Consider the following 17,219-nt stretch of genomic DNA (forward strand, 5'->3'; position numbering starts at 1 on the left):
GCAACGGTGTGCGCGAGCGTTTCCGCCTGCTTCTGCATGGTTTCGGAAGCCGCCGCGGCCTCTTCGACCAGCGAGGCGTTCTGCTGGGTCGCCTGGTCCATCTGGGAGATCGCCTGATTGATCTGCTCGATGCCGGCGGTCTGCTCGCGCGAGGCGGCGGTAATCTCGCTGACGATGTCGCTGACCTGCTGCACGCTTTGCACGATTTCCCGCATCGTGCCGCCGGCCTGGTCGACCAGCTTCGAACCGATGTCGACTTTCTCGACCGAGTCGTTGATCAGTGCCTTGATTTCCTTGGCCGCGCTGGCCGAGCGCTGCGCCAGGTTGCGCACCTCGGAGGCGACGACCGCGAAGCCGCGACCCTGCTCGCCGGCGCGCGCCGCTTCCACCGCCGCGTTCAGCGCCAGGATGTTGGTCTGGAAGGCGATGCCGTCGATGACGCTGATGATGTCGACGATCTTCCTGGACGATGCGTTGATCGACCCCATCGTTTCCACCACCTGGGACACCACGGCGCCGCCCTTGCTTGCGACTTCGGATGCGGAAAGCGCGAGGCTGTTGGCCTGGTTCGCGTTGTCGGCGTTCTGCTTGACGGTCGACGTCAGCTCCTCCATCGAGGAGGCGGTTTCCTCCAGCGAGCTTGCCTGTTCCTCCGTGCGCGATGACAGGTCGAGGTTGCCGGCGGCGATCTGGCTGGAGGCGGTGGCGATCGTATCGGTCCCGCCGCGCACCTGCACGACAATCTGCACCAGACTGTCGTTCATGTTCTTCAATGCCAGCATCAGCCTGCCCATTTCATCCTTCGACGCCGCGGAAATTCGTTGCGTCAGGTCGCCGGCGGCGATGCTGTCGGCGATCCTGACCGCCTCGTCCAGCGGCCGCGTGATCGCGCGCACCAGCCAGGCGCCGACGACGGCAGCAAGCAGCAGGCCGAGGGCCAGTGCGACGGCCAGGCTGTTGCGCATCAACACATAGGACTCTTGCCGCTGCTCGAACTCCTTGCGGGCGACGTCAAGCTGGAGTTTGATGAGTTCGTCGATGCTGCCGATCACCGGTGCGAACAGTTTCTCCATCGGACCGTGCAGCAGTTCGGCCGCGCGCTTGCCGTCGCCGGCCCGGAGCGCCGCCGCCGCCGGCAGCAGGCCCTCGGCGACGAACTGCTTGCGGTGTTGCGCGAACTGTTCGGCCAGCTTCTTTTCCTCCGGCGTCAGGAAGGTCGCCATGTACTGGTCCCATGTCCTGGTAACCCGCTCGATGTTCTGGTCGATTTCGTTCACCAGCCTGGCCGCCTGCGCCGGCTCGGCGGAAATCGCCTTGGCAATGGCGAGCTCGTTCCGGCTCAGCAGCCGGATGACCTGGTCCAGCTGGCCGAGCGCGACGAGCCGGTCGTCATACATGGATTTCATTGCATTGTTCGCAGTGCCCAGGCTGCTGATGCCAAGCACTGATGCAACGATGAGCTGGACGGAGAGAAAGGACAGGACGATGACGAGTCGGGTCTTGATGGTGAGGTTCTTGAGCATGAAAGGTCCCTGGCTGGACGGCTCCGGAGAAACGATGGCTTGTTTTCCTGGCAACGTTCTTTTTGATCCGGATCAATATTTCCGTAAGAACCATTTTAGGGGAGGCGGGCCGGCCGCTGCCCCGGTTTGGGGCGGTACTGCACTCTTTTCTGGCGCTGACGCGCGCGACTGTCGTAAATACGCAATAGCGTGCGCGCTTTTGGGGCGGTCTTGTTGATCATGTTGCATCCGCGGCCGGCGCGGGCCGTTGGTTCGGGCCGGTCACGCCAACTGTCGTCCCGGGTGGCCAGGTCGAGACGTATGAATGCCGCCGCCTGGTCCGCTTGCCGGCGAACGCGCAAGTGCCTGTGCATGGAGAATGCCCTGATCCTTGTGCCGGGTTATCGGAGAAAAGATCGGCAAGAACGCGCTGCCGCACGGCGCCCTTGCAGCGGCGGTAGCTGGCTTGCTTCGGAGGGGCCTCTGCTTTGGCGGCGTCGCACCGAATGGATGGATAAGGCTGCAAGCCGCAAACGAACAGGCCGGCGGATGCCGGCCTGTTCGCTGCCTGCCCGCGTCCGGGCGGCGCTTCACCGAAGTCCTTCAGGCGCCGCCCTGCTCGCCCTTGAAGAAACGCCGCTCGCGGCCGGCGCCGGTATCCTGGATCTTGCGCGCCGATACCAGGCTGGCCAGTGCCGGGGCGACGCGCTGCTTCAGCTTCTGGATCTGTCGTTTCTGGTCCGGCTTCAGGCCGATGGTTGCGACCGCCGCGTTCGCGATGTCGACTGCCGATTGCGGTTCGTCGGTCACCAGGTTGAGCCAGAAATCGGCGCCGGTCGTCGGCAGTCCCGCTTCTTCCTCGCGGTCCGGCGCACGCGCCTTGCGGCCGCGGCGTTTTCCCGTTCCTGCTTCGGTCGCGGTTGCGCCGGCATCGGCCTGCGCCCGCGGCTTGCGTCCGCGCTTGGCTGCGCCGGCCTGCTTGTCGCTGCGCGTTGCCGCCTTGCGCTTCTTGCTCTCGCCGGCATCCTCCGCATCGATGTCCACGCTTTCCAGCTGGGACAGCGCCGTTTCCAGCGCCTCCACGCGCTGGGAATAGTATTCGATGCCCTGGCGGGCGTGGGACAGCTCTGCCTGGATCGCCTTGCGGGCGGATGCTAGATTTGGGGTCATGGAATTCTCCTCATACCGATGCTTCAGGGGTTGGACAGTAAGCGCCACAATCACGTTTCCCGAAACTTAACCAATTATTAGGAATCCCAGTTGCGAAGTCGCAAGCTTGCGTGATTCTGGCGCGCTTCATCGTTACTCTTGCATTCCTAACGGACGCTAATTGACTGCCGGTACGGTTCCTAGCGCTGTTGCGCACGTACGGCCCGGCGCGCGTAGCCTCGCCCGGTTCCGTGCTCTCCTAGTGGACCGAGTTGGTGAAATATCATTCAAACCGGGGAAAATTGGTCCATACTCAAAGTCCTAGCGTGACACAAGCGTCGTGATCAACGATCGATAGGAGGAGTGATATGCCTTCCGGAAAAATCCTGGTCGCTCAAGGCGGCGGCCCCACCGCCGTCATCAACCAGTCGCTCGTCGGCGTCACGCTCGAGGCGCGCCGCTTCCGAAGCGTTGAGCTGGTGTATGGCGCGCGGCACGGCGTGCGCGGCATCATCAACGAGGATTTCGTCGACCTCACGCAGGAAACCAGCCATAACCTCGAACTCGTCGCCAGCACGCCGTCGTCGGCGCTGGGCTCCACCCGGGACAAGCCTGACGTCAAGTATTGCCAGGAAATCTTCAAAGTGCTGCAGGCGCACCAGATCGAGCAGTTCTTCTACATCGGCGGCAACGACTCGTCGGACACGGTGCGCATTGTCAGCATGGAAGCGAAGAAGGCGAACTATCCGCTGCGCTGCATCCACATACCGAAGACCATCGACAACGACCTGGTGGGCAGCGACCACACGCCCGGATTTCCTTCGGCGGCGCGCTTCGTCGCGCAAGCCTTCGCCGGCGCCAATCTCGACAATGCGTCGCTGCCCGGCGTCTATGTCGGCGTGGTGATGGGCAGGCATGCCGGCTTTCTCACCGCCGCCTCCGCGCTCGGCAAGAAATTTCCGGATGACGGCCCGCACCTGATCTACCTGCCCGAGCGCACCTTCGTGCTGGAGAAATTCCTGGCCGACGTGAAGGACGCGTACGAGCGCCACGGGCGCTGCGTGATCGCGGTGTCTGAAGGCATACACGACGAATCGGGCAATCCGATCGCCGCGCTGCTGGCCAAGGAGATGGAGCATGACGCGCACGGCAACGTGCAGCTGTCCGGCTCCGGCGCGCTGGCCGATCTGCTGTGCGAGGAGATCAAGGCCAAGCTGGGGATCAAGCGGGTGCGCGGCGACACCTTCGGCTACCTGCAGCGCTCCTTCATCGGCTGCGTCTCGGACGTGGACCAGCGCGAGGCGCGCGAGGTGGGCGAGAAGGCGGTGCAGTTCGCGATGTGGGGCAACCGCGACGGCTCGGTCGCCATCAAGCGCACCGGATTCTATTCCGTCGATTATGAATTGCTCGATCTGGAGGCGGTGGCCGGCAAGACGCGCGTGGTGGACGATGAATTCATCGCGCCCAGCGGCACCGACATCACCGACGCGTTCCGCCTATACCTGCGTCCGCTGCTCGGTTCGCGCATGCCGGATGCGTTCCGGCTGCGCGCCGCCCCGGTGCCCAAGCTGCACAGCAACCGGTGACACGAAAAAAAAACGGCTCCCGAGGGAGCCGTTTTCCGCTGCGCGCTGCCGCGTGCGTTACTTGCTGTCGCTGCGCATCGACAGCATCGCATGCAGGATGATCGCGCCGAAGGTGGCGGTGCCGATGCCACCCAGCGCGAAGTCGCCGAGTTTGAGCGTGAAGTCGCCGGCGCCGAGGACCAGCGTGACGGCGGCCACCACCAGGTTCTTGTTGTCGGAAAAATCGACCCGGTTCTCGACCCAGATGCGCGCGCCCGACACCGCGATCAGGCCGAACACGACGATCGACACGCCGCCCAGCACCGCGCCCGGAATGGTCTGGATGATGGCGCCGAACTTCGGCGAAAAACCGAGCACCAGCGCGATCAGCGCGGCGACCACGAACACCACCGTCGAATAGATCTTGGTCACCGCCATGACGCCGATGTTTTCCGCATAGGTCGTCACGCCGGTGCCGCCGACCGCGCCAGACATCATGGTGGCGACGCCGTCACCGATGAAGGCGCGGCCCATGTACTTGTCGAGGTTCTGGCCGGTCATCGCGCTGACCGCCTTGATATGCCCGAGGTTCTCCGCCACCAGGATCACCGCCACCGGCGCCAGCAGCGCCATCGCATCCGCCCGGAACACCGGGGACACGAACTTCGGCACGCCGAACCAGGCGGCATTGGCGACCGCGGAAAAGTCGATCGGCTTGCCGAGCCCGGCGCCGTTGGTCAGCAGCGCATAGATGACGTAGGCCAGCAGCAGGCCGATCAGGATCAGCAGGCGCTGCACCATCCCGCGCGTAAATACCGCGACCACGCCCACGCAGAACACCGTCACCAGCGCCATCCAGGCGTCGAAGTTATTGCCCGACACGCCCTTGACCGCGATCGGCGCCAGGTTCAGTCCGATCACCGCGACCACCGCGCCGGTCACCACCGGCGGCATCAGCTTTTCAATCCAGTTGGTGCCCACTGCCGACACCAGCAGGCCGATTGCCGCGTACAGCGCGCCGCAGGCGATGATGCCGCCCAGCGCAACCCCGATGTTGGCATTGGCGCCCTGCCCCGCATAGCCGGTCACCAGGTTGACCAGGCCGATGAAGGCGAAGCTGGAGCCGAGGTAGCTCGGCACGCGGCCGCCGACGAACAGGAAGAATACCAGCGTGCCGACGCCCGACATGAAGATCGCCAGGTTGGGATCGAAGCCCATCAGGAGCGGCGCCAGCACCGTCGCGCCGAACATCGCGACCACGTGTTGCAGGCCCATCGCGATGGTCTGCGGCCACGGCAGGCGCTCCTCCGTGCCGATCACCGCGCCCTGGCCGTCATTGGTGCGCTGTCGTTCCCGCCATTGCGGAAAATACGTCCCAGACATTGAAAATTCCCCCCTTATAGAACGGCAGGCAGGCGCCGGCCGCCGGTTAATGTAAACAAACCCGCAAAGTGTATTGAGGGCGGTTACAAATGACAACCTCAAAATGACTGCGTGCGGGGGAGGTGATGTCAATAGCGCAAGCTTTTCGGCGACGGCGCCGCACGCTGTGGCCGGGAACGGGAAAACGCCGGGCCGCGGGACCGGCTGCCGGCGGCCGCGCACTACTTTGGGGCGGAGATCGCGGGAGGAAGCCCGCGGATTTCAGCCCTGCGCGAGCAGCGCGGCGACACGCTCGCGCAACAGCTCCGGCTGCACCTGGGCCGCCGGCACCGGCAGGCCGACATGCAGCCCGACGCGGTTGAACAGCCCGCGCCGGAACGGCCGCGCCATCGCGACCCGATCGCCTCTGACCAACTCGATGCGGCTGAAGAAGGAACCCCACAGGTTGGTCAGCGCCAGCGGCACCACCGGCGGCGCGATGCCGTCTTCGCGCGCGCGCTCGAGGATCTTCATGATGCCGCCCTTGAATGGCTGCAGGTTGCCGTCGCGCGTGAGCGCGCCTTCCGGGAAGATCGCCAGCAGGTCGCCGTCGCGCAGCACCTGCGCGGCGCGCTCGAACGCCTGCTCATAAATCGCTGCGTCTTCATTGCGCGGCGCGACCGGGATCGCCTTGGCCAGCCGGAACACGGCGCCGAGCAGCGGAATGCGGAAGATGCGGTGGTCCATCACGAAATAGATGGGACGCGGGCTGGCGGCCATCAGCAGCACCGCGTCGACAAAGCTGACGTGGTTGCACACCAGTACCGCCGGGCCGGTGGACGGAATGCGTTCCTCGCCGCGCACCTTGAACCGGTACACCAGGTGCGACATCACCCAGGCGAAGAAACGCAGCAGGTATTCCGGCACCAGCATGAAGATATAGAAAGCCACCACGGCGTTGGCCAGTCCGGTGAACAGGAAGATCTGCGGGATCGTCATGCCGGCCTGCAGCAGCACGCCGGCGATCACCGAGCTGGCGATCATGAACAGCGCATTGAGGATGTTGTTGGCCGCGATGATGCGTGCGCGGTGGGTGGGCTGCGCGCGCAGCTGGATCAGTGCATACATCGGCACGCTGTAGAGGCCGGCGAACAGGCTCAGCAGCGCAAGGTCGGCCAGCACCCGCCAGTGATAGGAGCGCGACAGGAACTCGCCGAGCGTGAGCGTGGCCGCCGGCGGCAGCGCGCGCGACGCGAAGTACAGGTCCACCGCGAACACCGTCATGCCGATCGCGCCCAGCGGCACCAGTCCGATTTCCACATGCCGGCGGCTCAATACTTCGCACAGCAGCGAACCGGTGGCAATGCCGATGGAAAACACCACCAGCATGAAGGACGCGACCTGCTCGTTGCCATGCAATACCTCGCGCGCCAGGCTCGGAAACTGGCTGAGGAAAACCGCGCCGAAGAACCACATCCAGCTGATGCCGAGCAGCGAACGGAACACGACCGGATTGCCGTGTGCCATCTTCAGGTTGCGCCAAGTTTCGCTGACCGGGTTCCAGTTGATCTTCAGCGCCGGATCCGTCGCCGGCGCGGCCGGGATGAACTGCGCGGCTGCGCGCCCGGCCAGCGCCGCGGCGATGCAGGCGATCGCCACCTGCAGGCGGCCGACCTCCGGCACCGCGATCAACAGGCCGCCGACGATATTGCCAAGCAGGATGGCGACGAAGGTACCCATTTCCACCATGCCGTTGCCGCCGGTCAGCTCGCGTTCGCTCAGTGCCTGCGGCAGGTAGGCGAATTTCACCGGGCCGAACAGGGTCGAATGCAGGCCCATCAGGAAGGTGCAGGCGAGCAATACCGGCACATGGTTTTCCAGGAAGCCGTAGGCGGCCAGCGCCATGATCGCGATCTCGAGGTTTTTCACGAAGCGGATGATCTTCGTCTTTTCGATCTTGTCGGTGATCTGGCCGCTGGTGGCAGAGAACAGCAGGTAGGGCAGGATGAACAGCGCGCCGATCACCAGGCCGGCCATCGACGGCGGCATCCACGCCACCTGCAACTGATAGGTGACCATCACGGTAAAGGCGAACTTGAACAAGTTGTCGTTGGCCGCCCCCGAGAATTGCGTCCAGAAGAAGGGCGCGAAGCGGCGCTGCGCGAGCAGCGCGAACTGGTTCGGATGGCCGTCCGCGGGCGCGCCCGCCGCCTGCGTGCCGGAAGCCGGCGCGTCCGTCATGTGCTGTTCCATGGTCTCCTCTGCTGCATTGATGATTCGGCATCAAATATACACGCAGACCCCGGGGCGGGGCGCAGGAAATGCGGCCGGGCGGCGCGGGGCGAGCGGCATGCGCCTTGCGGTCGCATGCCGTGATACCAGGTCTAAGCCGACAGCGCGCTGCGCAGCTGCGCCGCGCAAAGGTCTACTGCGGCGTTCGCCTCGTCGATCACGCGGCCCATCGTGATGAAGCCGTGGATCTGGCGTTCGAAGCAGATGCTGGTGGCACGGTTTCCTGCTTCGCTCAGGCGTTGGGCATAGGCTAGCCCTTCGTCGCGCAGCGGATCGTAGCCGGCGGTCAACAGGAATGCGGGCGGCAGGCGCGACAGGTCTTCATGCAGCAGCGGCGAGGCGCGCCAGTCGTGGTCGTCGGCGGGGTCGTCGATATAGTGATCGTGGAAATAGCGGATCGTTTCACTGGTCAACAGATATCCCTGTCCGTTGGTCTGGTGCGAGGGCATGCCGCAGCGCATGTCGGTGGCGGGGTAGATCAGCAGCTGGAACGCCAGCGGCGGGCCGCCATGGTCGCGGGCGTGGATCGCGGCCACCGCCGCCAGGTTGCCGCCCGCGCTGTCGCCGCCGACCGCAATGCGCGACGCATCGATGCCGAGCGCCGGCGCTTGCGCATGCACCCAGTGCAGCGCCGCGAGGCTGTCGTCCACCGCCGCCGGAAACCGGTGCTCCGGTCCCATCCGGTAATCCACCGCGACGACGATGCAGCCGGAGGCGTTGGCGAGCTGGCGGCACAGCGTATCGTGCGTATCGAGGTCGCCGATGGTCCAGCCGCCGCCATGGAAATAGACCAGCGCCGGCAGCGGCGCGTCGCCGGCCTGCGGCCGGTACAGGCGCAGCGGGATCGCGCCGCCCGGACCCGGCGCCTGCAGTTCGCGCACGATGGCGACCGGCGGCGCGTCCGGCTGGGTGAAAAAGCGGCGCTCGCGGTAGAAGCGGCGGGCATCGTCGGGCGTGAGGGTATGGGTGGGCGGAACGCCGCGCTGTTCGATGAAGTCGAGCAGCGTCCTTGCTTGCGGATGCAGCATCATGTCTCCTTTGTTGTCATTGGCGCACGGCTGGCGGCACGCGCGCCTTGCTGGTGGATGCGGCGATATTACATCGATCCGTCAAACCGGGCCGGCGCGGCACCGGCAGCCGCAGCCGGCGAAGTGTCAGCAGTTCGGCAGCGCGGAGCCCGGCGCGGCAAGCGGCGCTTCCGGCCCGGGCTGGAGCAGCATGCCGGCGGCGGCACGCTGCCGGAAAAAGTCGCAGGTTTCATCGAGCGATGCGCGGCCCTCGGGGATGAACCGGTGAAACAGCTGCCACACATGCGGCACGTCCGGCCAGATTTTGATCGTCACCGGCACGCTGGCGGAACGGGCGCGTTCCGCCAGCCGGGTCGAATCGTTAAGCAGCACTTCATCGGCGCCGACATGGATCAGGAGCGGCGGCAGGCCGCGCAGGTCCGCATGCAGCGGCGACGCCAGCGGATCGCGCGGGTCGGCGCCGGCGAGGTAGATCTGCGCGCCGATGCCGATGCGCGCGCCGCGGAACATCGCGCAGCGGCGATCGTTCGTGCGGATGGAGTCGCCGCCCGCTTCCAGGTCGGTCAGCGGCGAGAACAGCGCGGCGGCGGCCGGCATGCGCCAGCCGCGTTCGCGCACCCGCAAAAGCAGCGCCAGCGTCAGGCCGCCGCCGGCGGAGTCGCCCGCCACGACCAGTCGATCCGCATCGACACCGGCGTCGAGCAAGGCTTTGTACACGACTTCCGCATCTTCGACCGCAGCCGGGAACGGATGCTCCGGCGCGAGCCGGTAGTCGGGCGCGAAGACGCGGAAGCCGCGCCGCGCGAACCAGGTCGTGGCGGCGCGGTGGGAACGTGCGGAACAGGCGAAGTAGCCGCCGCCGTGCAGATAGAGCAGCGTGATGCCGTTGCTGGTACCATGTTCCACCCATTCGCCGGGAACGCCGCCGGGCGTGGCGGGCGTGATGCGCATGTCGGACGGCGTGCGGAAGCGGCCGCTGTTGAGTACCGCACGCGCCGCCTCGGCATCGCCGGCCGCGGCCAGGCGGCGCTTGAAGGTGTGGCGCAGGATGAAACTGAAAATGCGGGCCTGCCAGCTCATGCGGTCCTCCGGGGTTGGATGGTTCATGTTGCCCGTCTTCATCGAGGCGCGGCACGGTCGCGTGGCCATGGACGGGATGCGGGGAATGCTGCAAGATTCACCTTAGGGTAAATACCTTAAGGCTGTCAACGGGGGGGATATGACGGAAAACATGCCGAGTACGCGCGACCGCATTCTCGATGCGTGCCTGCGCCTGTTCAACGACAGCGGCCCGTTCGCGGTCACGACGGCCGAAATCGCCCGCACCGTCGGCATCAATGAAGGCAACCTCTACTACTACTTCCGCAAGAAGGAAGACATCCTGTTCGCGCTGTTCGAGCGCTTCCAGGATGCATTGAACGTGGTCGCCAATGCGCCACACGAAACCGGCGGCGGCAGCGACCCCGGCCTTGCCTACCTGGAGCGGTGGTTCCGTCTGATGTGGGAATGGCGCTTTTTCTATCGGGATGGCGCGGCGATCAAGCGCATGGCGCCGAAGCTGCGGGCAAGAAACGTGAAGCTGGCGGACCGCGGCCAGGCGGATATCAAGCGGATGCTGCTGCAGATGGTGGAACAGGGGCTGCTCGCCGCATCGGAGGAAGAAGTGGACCGGCTGGTGGTCAATGCCTGGATCATTTCCAGCTACTGGCTGGATTACCTCGACTCGCGCCACAACATCGGCAAGGTCACGCCGGAGCACCTGGACTGGGGATTCTCCCAGGTGCTCAGCCTGTTCCTGCCGTACACCACGAAGGCCGGGCAGGCGCAGGAAAAAAGGCGGCGGCAACACGTGTGACGCGCATGCCGCCGTTCCGGCTTACTCGCTGACGTGCTTGATCGCTTCGTGCTGGTGATCCTGCACCTTGCTCTTGTGTTTGAGCACCTGGCGGTCGAGCTTGTCGACCAGGCCGTCGATCGCCGCGTACAGGTCTTCGGCGAAATGTTCGACGTGGATGACGTTGCCTTTCAACCGGACGTTGACTTCGGCGCGCTGGCGCTTGTCCTTTTCGGACGGCTTTTCGACGCCGAGTATCACCGCGATGTCGATGATCTGGTCGAAGTGGCGCACCACGCGTTCGAGCTTGTTTTCAACGTATTCGCGCAGTGCGGGGCTGACATCGACGTGATGTCCGGTGATCATCAGATTCATTCAGTTGCTCCATAAGGGACGATAGGGAACCGCTGCCGCTGCCGGCAACGGGTGGCCGTACGCTGCTGTTGCAGTAGACGCCGGCTTTCCATGCAGGTTCACGGGAGCAGCAATGCCCCCGGGCGTGCAGAAAAATGATATGCCGTTGACTGCTTGCAAAGACATGACCCAGATCAATAAAACCGGAAAGCTGCGCGGCTTGCCTTCGCCCGGTGTCGGGCAGTACGCGGCTGCCTGAATTCCTCTTCACGGAAACGTTGCCTGTTTACTCAACCAGCAGCAATGTTGATGTAGATCCACACTCCTGCGGTTTTCCTTTGCCTCTCGTCAAACTTGCCGGACGTCCACTGCCTATCATCGTCTCTGCGACGAGGAAAAAGGCAAGGTCGACAACGCCCCGCCTTCTGTCCTTGCCGGCCGGGCCGGCCCAGGAAGCATCTTCGTCTTTTTTGCCGCGGTGTTTGCAGGGACCGTGCATCGGCACACAGCGCCGCTGTACGTGTTCCGCGCAACGACCGTCACCAGTTTTTTTCAGGAGATCAGATCATGGCATTGACTGCCACGCAGACCAGCATCACCAAGCTCTACCTCGGCGCATTCAACCGCGCGCCGGAAAAATCCGGCCTCGAATACTGGGACGCAGAGCTCAGGGCCGGCAAGCCGATGAACGAGATCGTCGACACGATCTTCAGCCTGCCGATTGTCAAGGAAATCTATCCTGACGCGATGTCGAATGCCGCCTTCCTCACCGCCGTGTACAGCAATGTCTTCGGCAAGCAGCCGGACGCCGCCGGCCTTGCTTACTGGAACAGCCAGCTTACCGCTGGCGAGCAGCGCGGCCGGGTCGTGATCAAGATGATCGATGCCGGCATCAACGCGCCGGATGGCACCGAGGGCAAGGCTTTCGTGGTCAATCGCCTGCAGGCGGCCACCTATTCCGCCGACCTGCAGTTGCAGCGCGGCGTCGATATCGGCGAGCATGAGCAGCACGTGCTGATGGAATCGATCAACGGCGACCCGGCCAGCCTGACCGCGGGCCTGGCGGCAATCGATCGCGCCACCCCGACGCCGATCGCGGCGAACGGCCAGGCGACCGGTACCGGCACCGCGGGTTCCGATCGCTTCGTGTTCGGCGCTTCCGACGCCGCCAACTGGAAGGTGATCAATGGCCTGACCGCGAGCGACCAGATCAGTGTCGCGATCCCGGACGACACCAACGGCGATTTCCGCCGCACCCCGGAAATCGGCGCAGCCGCTGTCAACGAGCACGGCGAATGGTTCTGGGACCAGCCGAGCCATGTGCTGGTGTACTGGAACGCCTACAGCAACTCTTCGCAAATGGTGCAGCTGACCGGCGTCAACAGCCTGGTTGCCGATACCAACGCAATCTTCACTGTGACCGGTTGATGCCCAACCAGTGAAACCTGCTGAAGCCGGCGCATGCCGGCTTCAGTCGTTTACGGGCCTGCGGCGCAAGACTTGCGGAGCAGCAAGACGGGCGGGAAAACGGCAAGGCGGGAGGAAAGCGGGTGAGGCGCGCGGCATGCGGCATGGGGGTGGTCGGTGTGCCGCCCCGTGTCTGTTCGGGATCGGCGGCACACCATACTGCCGTCATGCATATCGGTTGCATGTACCGCAGATGAAGCAATGGTACGCGGACTTTGTGACTGCACGATGACGGCGATCAAGAAGTGTTCGCGTATCAACTTTTGCAGTCAGGGCGCGGTCACATACTTCGGATCGGGCAGCACATACGCGCGCACCGTCTGCTGCAGCAGGCCCGGCGGCGCCACCGTGTTCAGGTCGAATGCGTGCACCGTGCGCGCGATGTTGAACGCCCACGAGAAGCTGCGATCGCCGACGATGAAGCGGATCACCTCGCCGCCTTCCGCATTCACATGACGCGTCTGCGGCGTGATCACGATGGTGCGCAGCGCGAGGGCGTCGGGCACGGGATCGCCGTAAAGGTGGGCGTAGCGATCGGCCGCGTGCACGGGCGCAAGAGCGCACGCAAGCGCGAGCGCCGGCATGGATAGGCGGGTCAGGGACATCATCATTACTGCTCCGTGAATGAAAGCTGCTGCGGCCTCCACGATAGCAAAGAAAACAGCGCACTGCTGCCGCGCTCAGAACAGCCGGAGCTGCCCCTCCGGCGCCTGCTGCCGCAATGCCGGCGGCGGGCGGAAATTCGACGGGTCGAGCGCGGTATAGGCGTCCGAGCGTGAGCCGAGGCCGAGCCGCTGCGCGGCCTTTTCGAAGCGCTGCCGCAGCAGGTCTGCCCATACCCCTTCGCCGCGCATGCGCAGGCGAAAGTCGGCATCGTAGTCCTTTCCGCCGCGCATCTCGCGCACCCGGTTCATCACCCGCTGCGCGCGCTCCGGAAAGTGCGCCTGCAGCCACTGCACGAACAAGGGATTCACTTCCCACGGCAGGCGCAGCACGATATAGCTGGCGTCGACCGCGCCCGCTTCCGCTGCGGCGGCCAATACGCGCTCCAGGTCCGGTTCCGTCACGAAGGGTATCACCGGCGCGATGCTCACCCCGACCGGGATGCCGGCATCGGCCAGCGTACGGATGGTGCGCAGCCGGCGCGCCGGCGCCGCGGCCCTCGGTTCAAGGGTGCGCGCAATGTCCGCATCGAGCGTCGTGATCGTGACCGCGGCAACCGCCTGGCGTTTGGCCGCCATCGCGGCCAGCAGGTCGATGTCGCGTTCGACCAGTGCGGACTTGGTGATCACCGCCACCGGGTGCCCGCAGTCGTGCAGCACCTCGAGCACGCCGCGCGTAATGCGCAGCCGGCGCTCGCAGGGCTGGTAGGCGTCGGTATTGACGCCGAGCGCGATCGCTTCCGGGACGTAGGAGGGGCGCGCCAGTTCGCGGCGCAGCTGTTCGGCGGCATTCACCTTCGCAAAGATCCGGGTTTCGAAATCGAGCCCCGGCGACAGTTGCAGGTAGCTGTGCGTCGGCCGCGCAAAGCAATAGATGCAGCCGTGCTCGCAGCCGCGGTAGGGGTTGAGCGAGACGTTGAACGGCACGTCGGGCGACGTGTTGCGGGTCAGGATGCTGCGCGCGTGTTCTTCCGTGATTCCGGTTTGCCGCAGCGGCGCCGCATCGCCGTTGTCGTCCGCGCCATCTGCCCAGCCGTCGTCGAAACGCTCGCGCAGCTGCGTTTCGTAGCGGCCCTGCAGATTGGTCACCGCGCCGCGGCCCTTGCGCGGCGGCGGCAGGTAATGCAATTGTCGGGGATGAGAGTCGTAGTCCGGCATGAACGCATTTTAACTGTATAAATATACAGCATAGTAGGAAGGTGGCGGGGAAAGATCAAGGTGTGCGCGCACGGACGGACAATTTTGCAACCGGGTATTTTCGGCCGTGCCCCGAATCGTGCCGGGGCATGGCGAAAGAAGCTGAAACCTTATCCACGCCGGCCTAACTAATGGAATCGGTGCAACCCTCTTTCAGGAAGGATTTTCCATGGCCGCAAATACGAAAAACAAGTATCCCGCCGACAAGGCCGGGACGAAGTACAGCGAGTTCAAGAATACGAAGCGCACGCCGCCCGGCAAGTCGCGTACCGAGCAGGGTAGCAGGCATACCGGCAGCGGCGCCGACCAGACGGCCGGCAAGACATAAGGGCAGCAGCGCGTCCGGGGGACTTCAGGTCCACCGGATGCGGTCTGCCCGCGCGTTCCCCTTCCCGGCAGGCCTTGCACCGCGTCTACTTCGACACGGTGCCGTGTTCCTGGTATTCGAGCCTGGCGACGATGTGCCTGGTCATGCCTTGCGCCAGCTCCCTTTCTCCCACGAACACCTTTCCGATTCGTTCGTTTTCCATCAGGGTTGCCTCCTGTTCGCTGTGGCTGCGGAATACGCACTCGACGGACGGATTGAGCGCGCGCGCGATTTCCGCCATGCGCCGTACCGCCACCGTATCCGGCGTCGCGACGACCAGCATCTTCGCGCGCGCGATATGCGCCTGGATCAGGACGGCCGGCTCGGCCGCATTGCCGGCGACTGCGGGAATCCCCTGCCGGCGCAATTCATCCACCCGGTCGCGGTTTTCATCGGTGACGACAAAGTGGATGCCGCGCCGGCCGAGTTCCTCTGCAATGCAGCGGCCGACCCGGCCGTAACCGACGAGCACTACCTGCCCGCTCAGTTTCGCCTGGTCTGTGCTGCTCGGGAGTTCCGCCAGCGGGTCGTCCGGCCGCGCCAGCTTGTTCGCGAGCGCGGAATGCGCCAGCACCCGCTCTTCCAGCGGCTTGATGGTCGCGAAGACCAGCGGGTTCAGCGCAATGGAAATGATCGCGCCGGCCAGGATCAGGCTTTGCGCCTCGGGCGGCAGCAGTTGCAGCGACACGCCGAGCGCTGCCAGGATGAAGGAAAACTCGCCGATCTGCGCCAGGCTGGCGGAGACCGTCAGCGCGGTCGACAGCGGATAGCGCAGCGCCAGCACCAGCAGGAAGGCGGCAAGCGACTTGCCGAGCACGATGATGGCGACGACGGCCAGCACCTCCAGCGGGCGCTGCAGGATGACCTGCGGCTCGAACAGCATTCCCACCGACACGAAGAACAATACCGAGAACGCGTCCCGCAGCGGCAGCGATTCCTGCGCTGCCCGGTGGCTCAGTTCGGACTCCCGCAGCACCATGCCGGCGAAAAAGGCGCCCAGTGCGAAGGAAACGCCGAACAGTTCCGACGACCCGTAGGCGATGCCGACCGCGGCCGCGATCACGCACAGCGTGAAGAGCTCGCGCGAGCCGGTGCGCGCGACCCGCCATAGAAGCCAGGGAAAGAGCTTGCGCCCGACGATCAGCATGAACGCGATGAAGGCCCCGACCTGGCCGAGCGTCACGGCCAGCGTCAGCAGGAGGCTGCCGTCCGTGCCCGCGCTCTTTCCGCCGAGCCAGCCGGACAGGGGCGGCAGGAGAACCAGCACCAGCACCGTGACCAGGTCCTCGACCACCAGCCAGCCGACCGCGACCCGACCGTTGAACGAGTCGAGAATCCCGCGGTCTTCGAGCGCGCGCAGCAGCACCACCGTGCTGGCGACCGACAGCGCGAGGCCGAACACGATGCCGGCGCCGAGGTCCCAACCGACCGCATACGCCAGCGCCATGCCTAGTCCGGTGGCGGCGGCGATCTGCAGCACCGCGCCCGGCAACGCGATCTTGCGCACATCCAGCAGGTCGTCGAGCGAGAAATGCAGTCCGACGCCGAACATCAGCAGCATCACGCCGATCTCGGCAAGCTGCGACGCGAGTTTCATGTCGGCGACGAAGCCCGGCGTGGCCGGCCCGATGGCGATGCCGGCCACGAGGTAGCCGACCAGCGGCGGCAGCTTCAGCCGGATGGCGGCCATCCCGCACAGCAGGCCCAGTCCGAGCGCGGCGGCAATCGTCGTGATCAGGCTGATGTCGTGCGGCATGGATTGTTTTCCCCTCGTGTCGAATGCCCGCGGCGGACCGGAGGGAGGTCGGACCGGGTGAAAGGCGGGCCCGCCGCCCCACCCGGGCCGGGACTGGCTAGCGGCGCGCGACGCGGATCGTCGTGCCGCTCAGATTGATATTGCGTATCGTAACATCACCGAAGCTCGGCCCCTTGCTGCCCCGCATGCGGATCTCGCGCACGGCGATTTCCTCGACGCCGGCCGGCCGGTGGATCAGTCCGGCGCCGTCTTCGCCGACAATGACGAAAGGATTGACCGGGTTGTAGGAGGGGTTCTTGATGCTGAAAGTGCCTTCGAGCAGGTTCGTCATCGGGCTGAACAGCGTCGCCAGGCTGCCGAGGACTTCGGCTGTGGTGCCTTGCACCAGGTATTTCGATACCTGGTCGAAGTAACGGTCGTACAGGCCGCGCGCCGAGACGGCGCGCAGTTCGTTTTCCCCCATCGCCTGCATGCCTGCAGGCTGCGCAGCTGCATTCTGGTGGTAAACGAGGAGAAATGCTGCTGCGAGGAATGAAGCAAGCGGCAGGACAGCCTGCTTGCGAATGCCTTCCACGGCGCTGCATGCGGAAGGCGATGGTGCGTCACGACGTGCCAACCATCCCATAGGGTCTCCATTCATGAAGAATCACGATTGCGCTCTGAAGGCGCTATCTGCTCCCTGAT

Annotated in this window: 15 protein-coding genes; 4 read left to right on the top strand and 11 right to left on the bottom strand. The window is 65.1% G+C overall.

What is annotated here, in order from left to right; translation table 11 throughout:
- Both VEC01_RS13100 and VEC01_RS13105 read right to left on the bottom strand, forming a co-directional pair.
- The coding region (locus VEC01_RS13100) for a methyl-accepting chemotaxis protein (RefSeq protein WP_324901334.1) at positions 1-1,523 on the bottom strand (1,523 nt) is incomplete at its 3' end.
- A 582-nt stretch (positions 1,524-2,105) separates the two neighbouring features.
- Positions 2,106-2,672, bottom strand: coding sequence for a hypothetical protein (locus VEC01_RS13105; protein WP_324901335.1), 567 nt, complete (start codon positions 2,670-2,672; stop codon positions 2,106-2,108).
- A gap of 347 nt (positions 2,673-3,019) precedes the next feature.
- Here VEC01_RS13105 and VEC01_RS13110 point away from each other — a divergent pair, with 347 nt between their 5' ends.
- A complete protein-coding gene (locus tag VEC01_RS13110) occupies positions 3,020-4,237 on the top strand; it encodes a 6-phosphofructokinase (protein WP_324901336.1) in 1,218 nt (405 codons plus the stop codon).
- Positions 4,238-4,294: 57 nt separating this feature from the next.
- Here VEC01_RS13110 and VEC01_RS13115 read toward each other — a convergent pair whose 3' ends face one another.
- The 4 genes from VEC01_RS13115 to VEC01_RS13130 form a co-directional block, all read right to left on the bottom strand.
- On the bottom strand, positions 4,295-5,599 hold the full coding sequence (locus VEC01_RS13115; protein ID WP_324901337.1) for a solute carrier family 23 protein: 1,305 nt from the start codon (positions 5,597-5,599) through the stop codon (positions 4,295-4,297).
- A gap of 261 nt (positions 5,600-5,860) precedes the next feature.
- Positions 5,861-7,819 carry an MFS transporter gene (locus tag VEC01_RS13120; protein ID WP_324901404.1) on the bottom strand — a complete coding sequence of 653 codons (1,959 nt, stop codon included), beginning with the start codon at positions 7,817-7,819 and terminating at the stop codon, positions 5,861-5,863.
- A gap of 143 nt (positions 7,820-7,962) precedes the next feature.
- Positions 7,963-8,898, bottom strand: coding sequence for an alpha/beta hydrolase (locus tag VEC01_RS13125; protein ID WP_324901405.1), 936 nt, complete (start codon positions 8,896-8,898; stop codon positions 7,963-7,965).
- A 126-nt stretch (positions 8,899-9,024) separates the two neighbouring features.
- Entirely contained in the window at positions 9,025-10,005 is a 981-nt protein-coding gene (locus tag VEC01_RS13130) for an alpha/beta hydrolase (RefSeq protein ID WP_324901338.1), read from the bottom strand.
- 124 nt (positions 10,006-10,129) lie between these two features.
- On the opposite strand from VEC01_RS13130, the gene VEC01_RS13135 reads away from it, so the two are divergent.
- Positions 10,130-10,753, top strand: coding sequence for a TetR/AcrR family transcriptional regulator (locus VEC01_RS13135; protein WP_324901339.1), 624 nt, complete (start codon positions 10,130-10,132; stop codon positions 10,751-10,753).
- 21 nt (positions 10,754-10,774) lie between these two features.
- Here the strand turns inward: VEC01_RS13135 and hpf are convergent, their stop codons facing one another.
- Entirely contained in the window at positions 10,775-11,107 is a 333-nt protein-coding gene (gene hpf / locus VEC01_RS13140) for a ribosome hibernation-promoting factor, HPF/YfiA family (RefSeq protein ID WP_324901340.1), read from the bottom strand.
- Positions 11,108-11,653: 546 nt separating this feature from the next.
- Between hpf and VEC01_RS13145 the strand changes: the two genes are divergently transcribed.
- The gene (locus VEC01_RS13145; RefSeq protein ID WP_324901341.1) at positions 11,654-12,514 is read left to right on the top strand and encodes a DUF4214 domain-containing protein; all 861 of its coding nucleotides are present in this window, start codon (positions 11,654-11,656) and stop codon (positions 12,512-12,514) included.
- A gap of 308 nt (positions 12,515-12,822) precedes the next feature.
- Here the strand turns inward: VEC01_RS13145 and VEC01_RS13150 are convergent, their stop codons facing one another.
- Positions 12,823-13,164 carry a CzcE family metal-binding protein gene (locus tag VEC01_RS13150; RefSeq protein ID WP_324901342.1) on the bottom strand — a complete coding sequence of 114 codons (342 nt, stop codon included), beginning with the start codon at positions 13,162-13,164 and terminating at the stop codon, positions 12,823-12,825.
- Between the two features lie 69 nt (positions 13,165-13,233).
- Positions 13,234-14,373 carry a PA0069 family radical SAM protein gene (locus VEC01_RS13155; protein ID WP_324901343.1) on the bottom strand — a complete coding sequence of 380 codons (1,140 nt, stop codon included), beginning with the start codon at positions 14,371-14,373 and terminating at the stop codon, positions 13,234-13,236.
- A gap of 208 nt (positions 14,374-14,581) precedes the next feature.
- Here VEC01_RS13155 and VEC01_RS13160 point away from each other — a divergent pair, with 208 nt between their 5' ends.
- Positions 14,582-14,740: a hypothetical protein gene (locus VEC01_RS13160; protein ID WP_324901344.1), complete on the top strand. Its 159-nt coding sequence runs from the start codon at positions 14,582-14,584 to the stop codon at positions 14,738-14,740.
- 85 nt (positions 14,741-14,825) lie between these two features.
- Here the strand turns inward: VEC01_RS13160 and ybaL are convergent, their stop codons facing one another.
- Together ybaL and VEC01_RS13170 are read right to left on the bottom strand one after the other, a co-directional pair.
- A complete protein-coding gene (ybaL, locus tag VEC01_RS13165; protein ID WP_324901345.1) occupies positions 14,826-16,535 on the bottom strand; it encodes a YbaL family putative K(+) efflux transporter in 1,710 nt (569 codons plus the stop codon).
- 97 nt (positions 16,536-16,632) lie between these two features.
- Positions 16,633-17,109: a hypothetical protein gene (locus VEC01_RS13170; protein WP_324901346.1), complete on the bottom strand. Its 477-nt coding sequence runs from the start codon at positions 17,107-17,109 to the stop codon at positions 16,633-16,635.
- Between the last annotated feature and the right edge of the window lie 110 nt (positions 17,110-17,219).

Source organism: Noviherbaspirillum sp. (genome assembly GCF_035627455.1).
In the GTDB taxonomy this organism is placed as follows: Bacteria; Pseudomonadota; Gammaproteobacteria; order Burkholderiales; family Burkholderiaceae_D; genus Noviherbaspirillum.

What these genes read in the sequence shown, in the direction of transcription:
- VEC01_RS13160 (WP_324901344.1), top strand. Translation starts at nt 14,582, where the DNA reads ATGGCCGCAAATACGAAAAACAAGTATCCCGCCGACAAGGCCGGGACG.
- VEC01_RS13125 (WP_324901405.1), bottom strand. Translation starts at nt 8,898, where the DNA reads ATGCTGCATCCGCAAGCAAGGACGCTGCTCGACTTCATCGAACAGCGC.
- VEC01_RS13105 (WP_324901335.1), bottom strand. Translation starts at nt 2,672, where the DNA reads ATGACCCCAAATCTAGCATCCGCCCGCAAGGCGATCCAGGCAGAGCTG.
- VEC01_RS13115 (WP_324901337.1), bottom strand. Translation starts at nt 5,599, where the DNA reads ATGTCTGGGACGTATTTTCCGCAATGGCGGGAACGACAGCGCACCAAT.
- VEC01_RS13155 (WP_324901343.1), bottom strand. Translation starts at nt 14,373, where the DNA reads ATGCCGGACTACGACTCTCATCCCCGACAATTGCATTACCTGCCGCCG.
- hpf (WP_324901340.1), bottom strand. Translation starts at nt 11,107, where the DNA reads ATGAATCTGATGATCACCGGACATCACGTCGATGTCAGCCCCGCACTG.
- VEC01_RS13130 (WP_324901338.1), bottom strand. Translation starts at nt 10,005, where the DNA reads ATGAACCATCCAACCCCGGAGGACCGCATGAGCTGGCAGGCCCGCATT.
- VEC01_RS13110 (WP_324901336.1), top strand. Translation starts at nt 3,020, where the DNA reads ATGCCTTCCGGAAAAATCCTGGTCGCTCAAGGCGGCGGCCCCACCGCC.
- VEC01_RS13120 (WP_324901404.1), bottom strand. Translation starts at nt 7,819, where the DNA reads ATGACGGACGCGCCGGCTTCCGGCACGCAGGCGGCGGGCGCGCCCGCG.
- ybaL (WP_324901345.1), bottom strand. Translation starts at nt 16,535, where the DNA reads ATGCCGCACGACATCAGCCTGATCACGACGATTGCCGCCGCGCTCGGA.
- VEC01_RS13135 (WP_324901339.1), top strand. Translation starts at nt 10,130, where the DNA reads ATGCCGAGTACGCGCGACCGCATTCTCGATGCGTGCCTGCGCCTGTTC.
- VEC01_RS13150 (WP_324901342.1), bottom strand. Translation starts at nt 13,164, where the DNA reads ATGATGATGTCCCTGACCCGCCTATCCATGCCGGCGCTCGCGCTTGCG.
- VEC01_RS13145 (WP_324901341.1), top strand. Translation starts at nt 11,654, where the DNA reads ATGGCATTGACTGCCACGCAGACCAGCATCACCAAGCTCTACCTCGGC.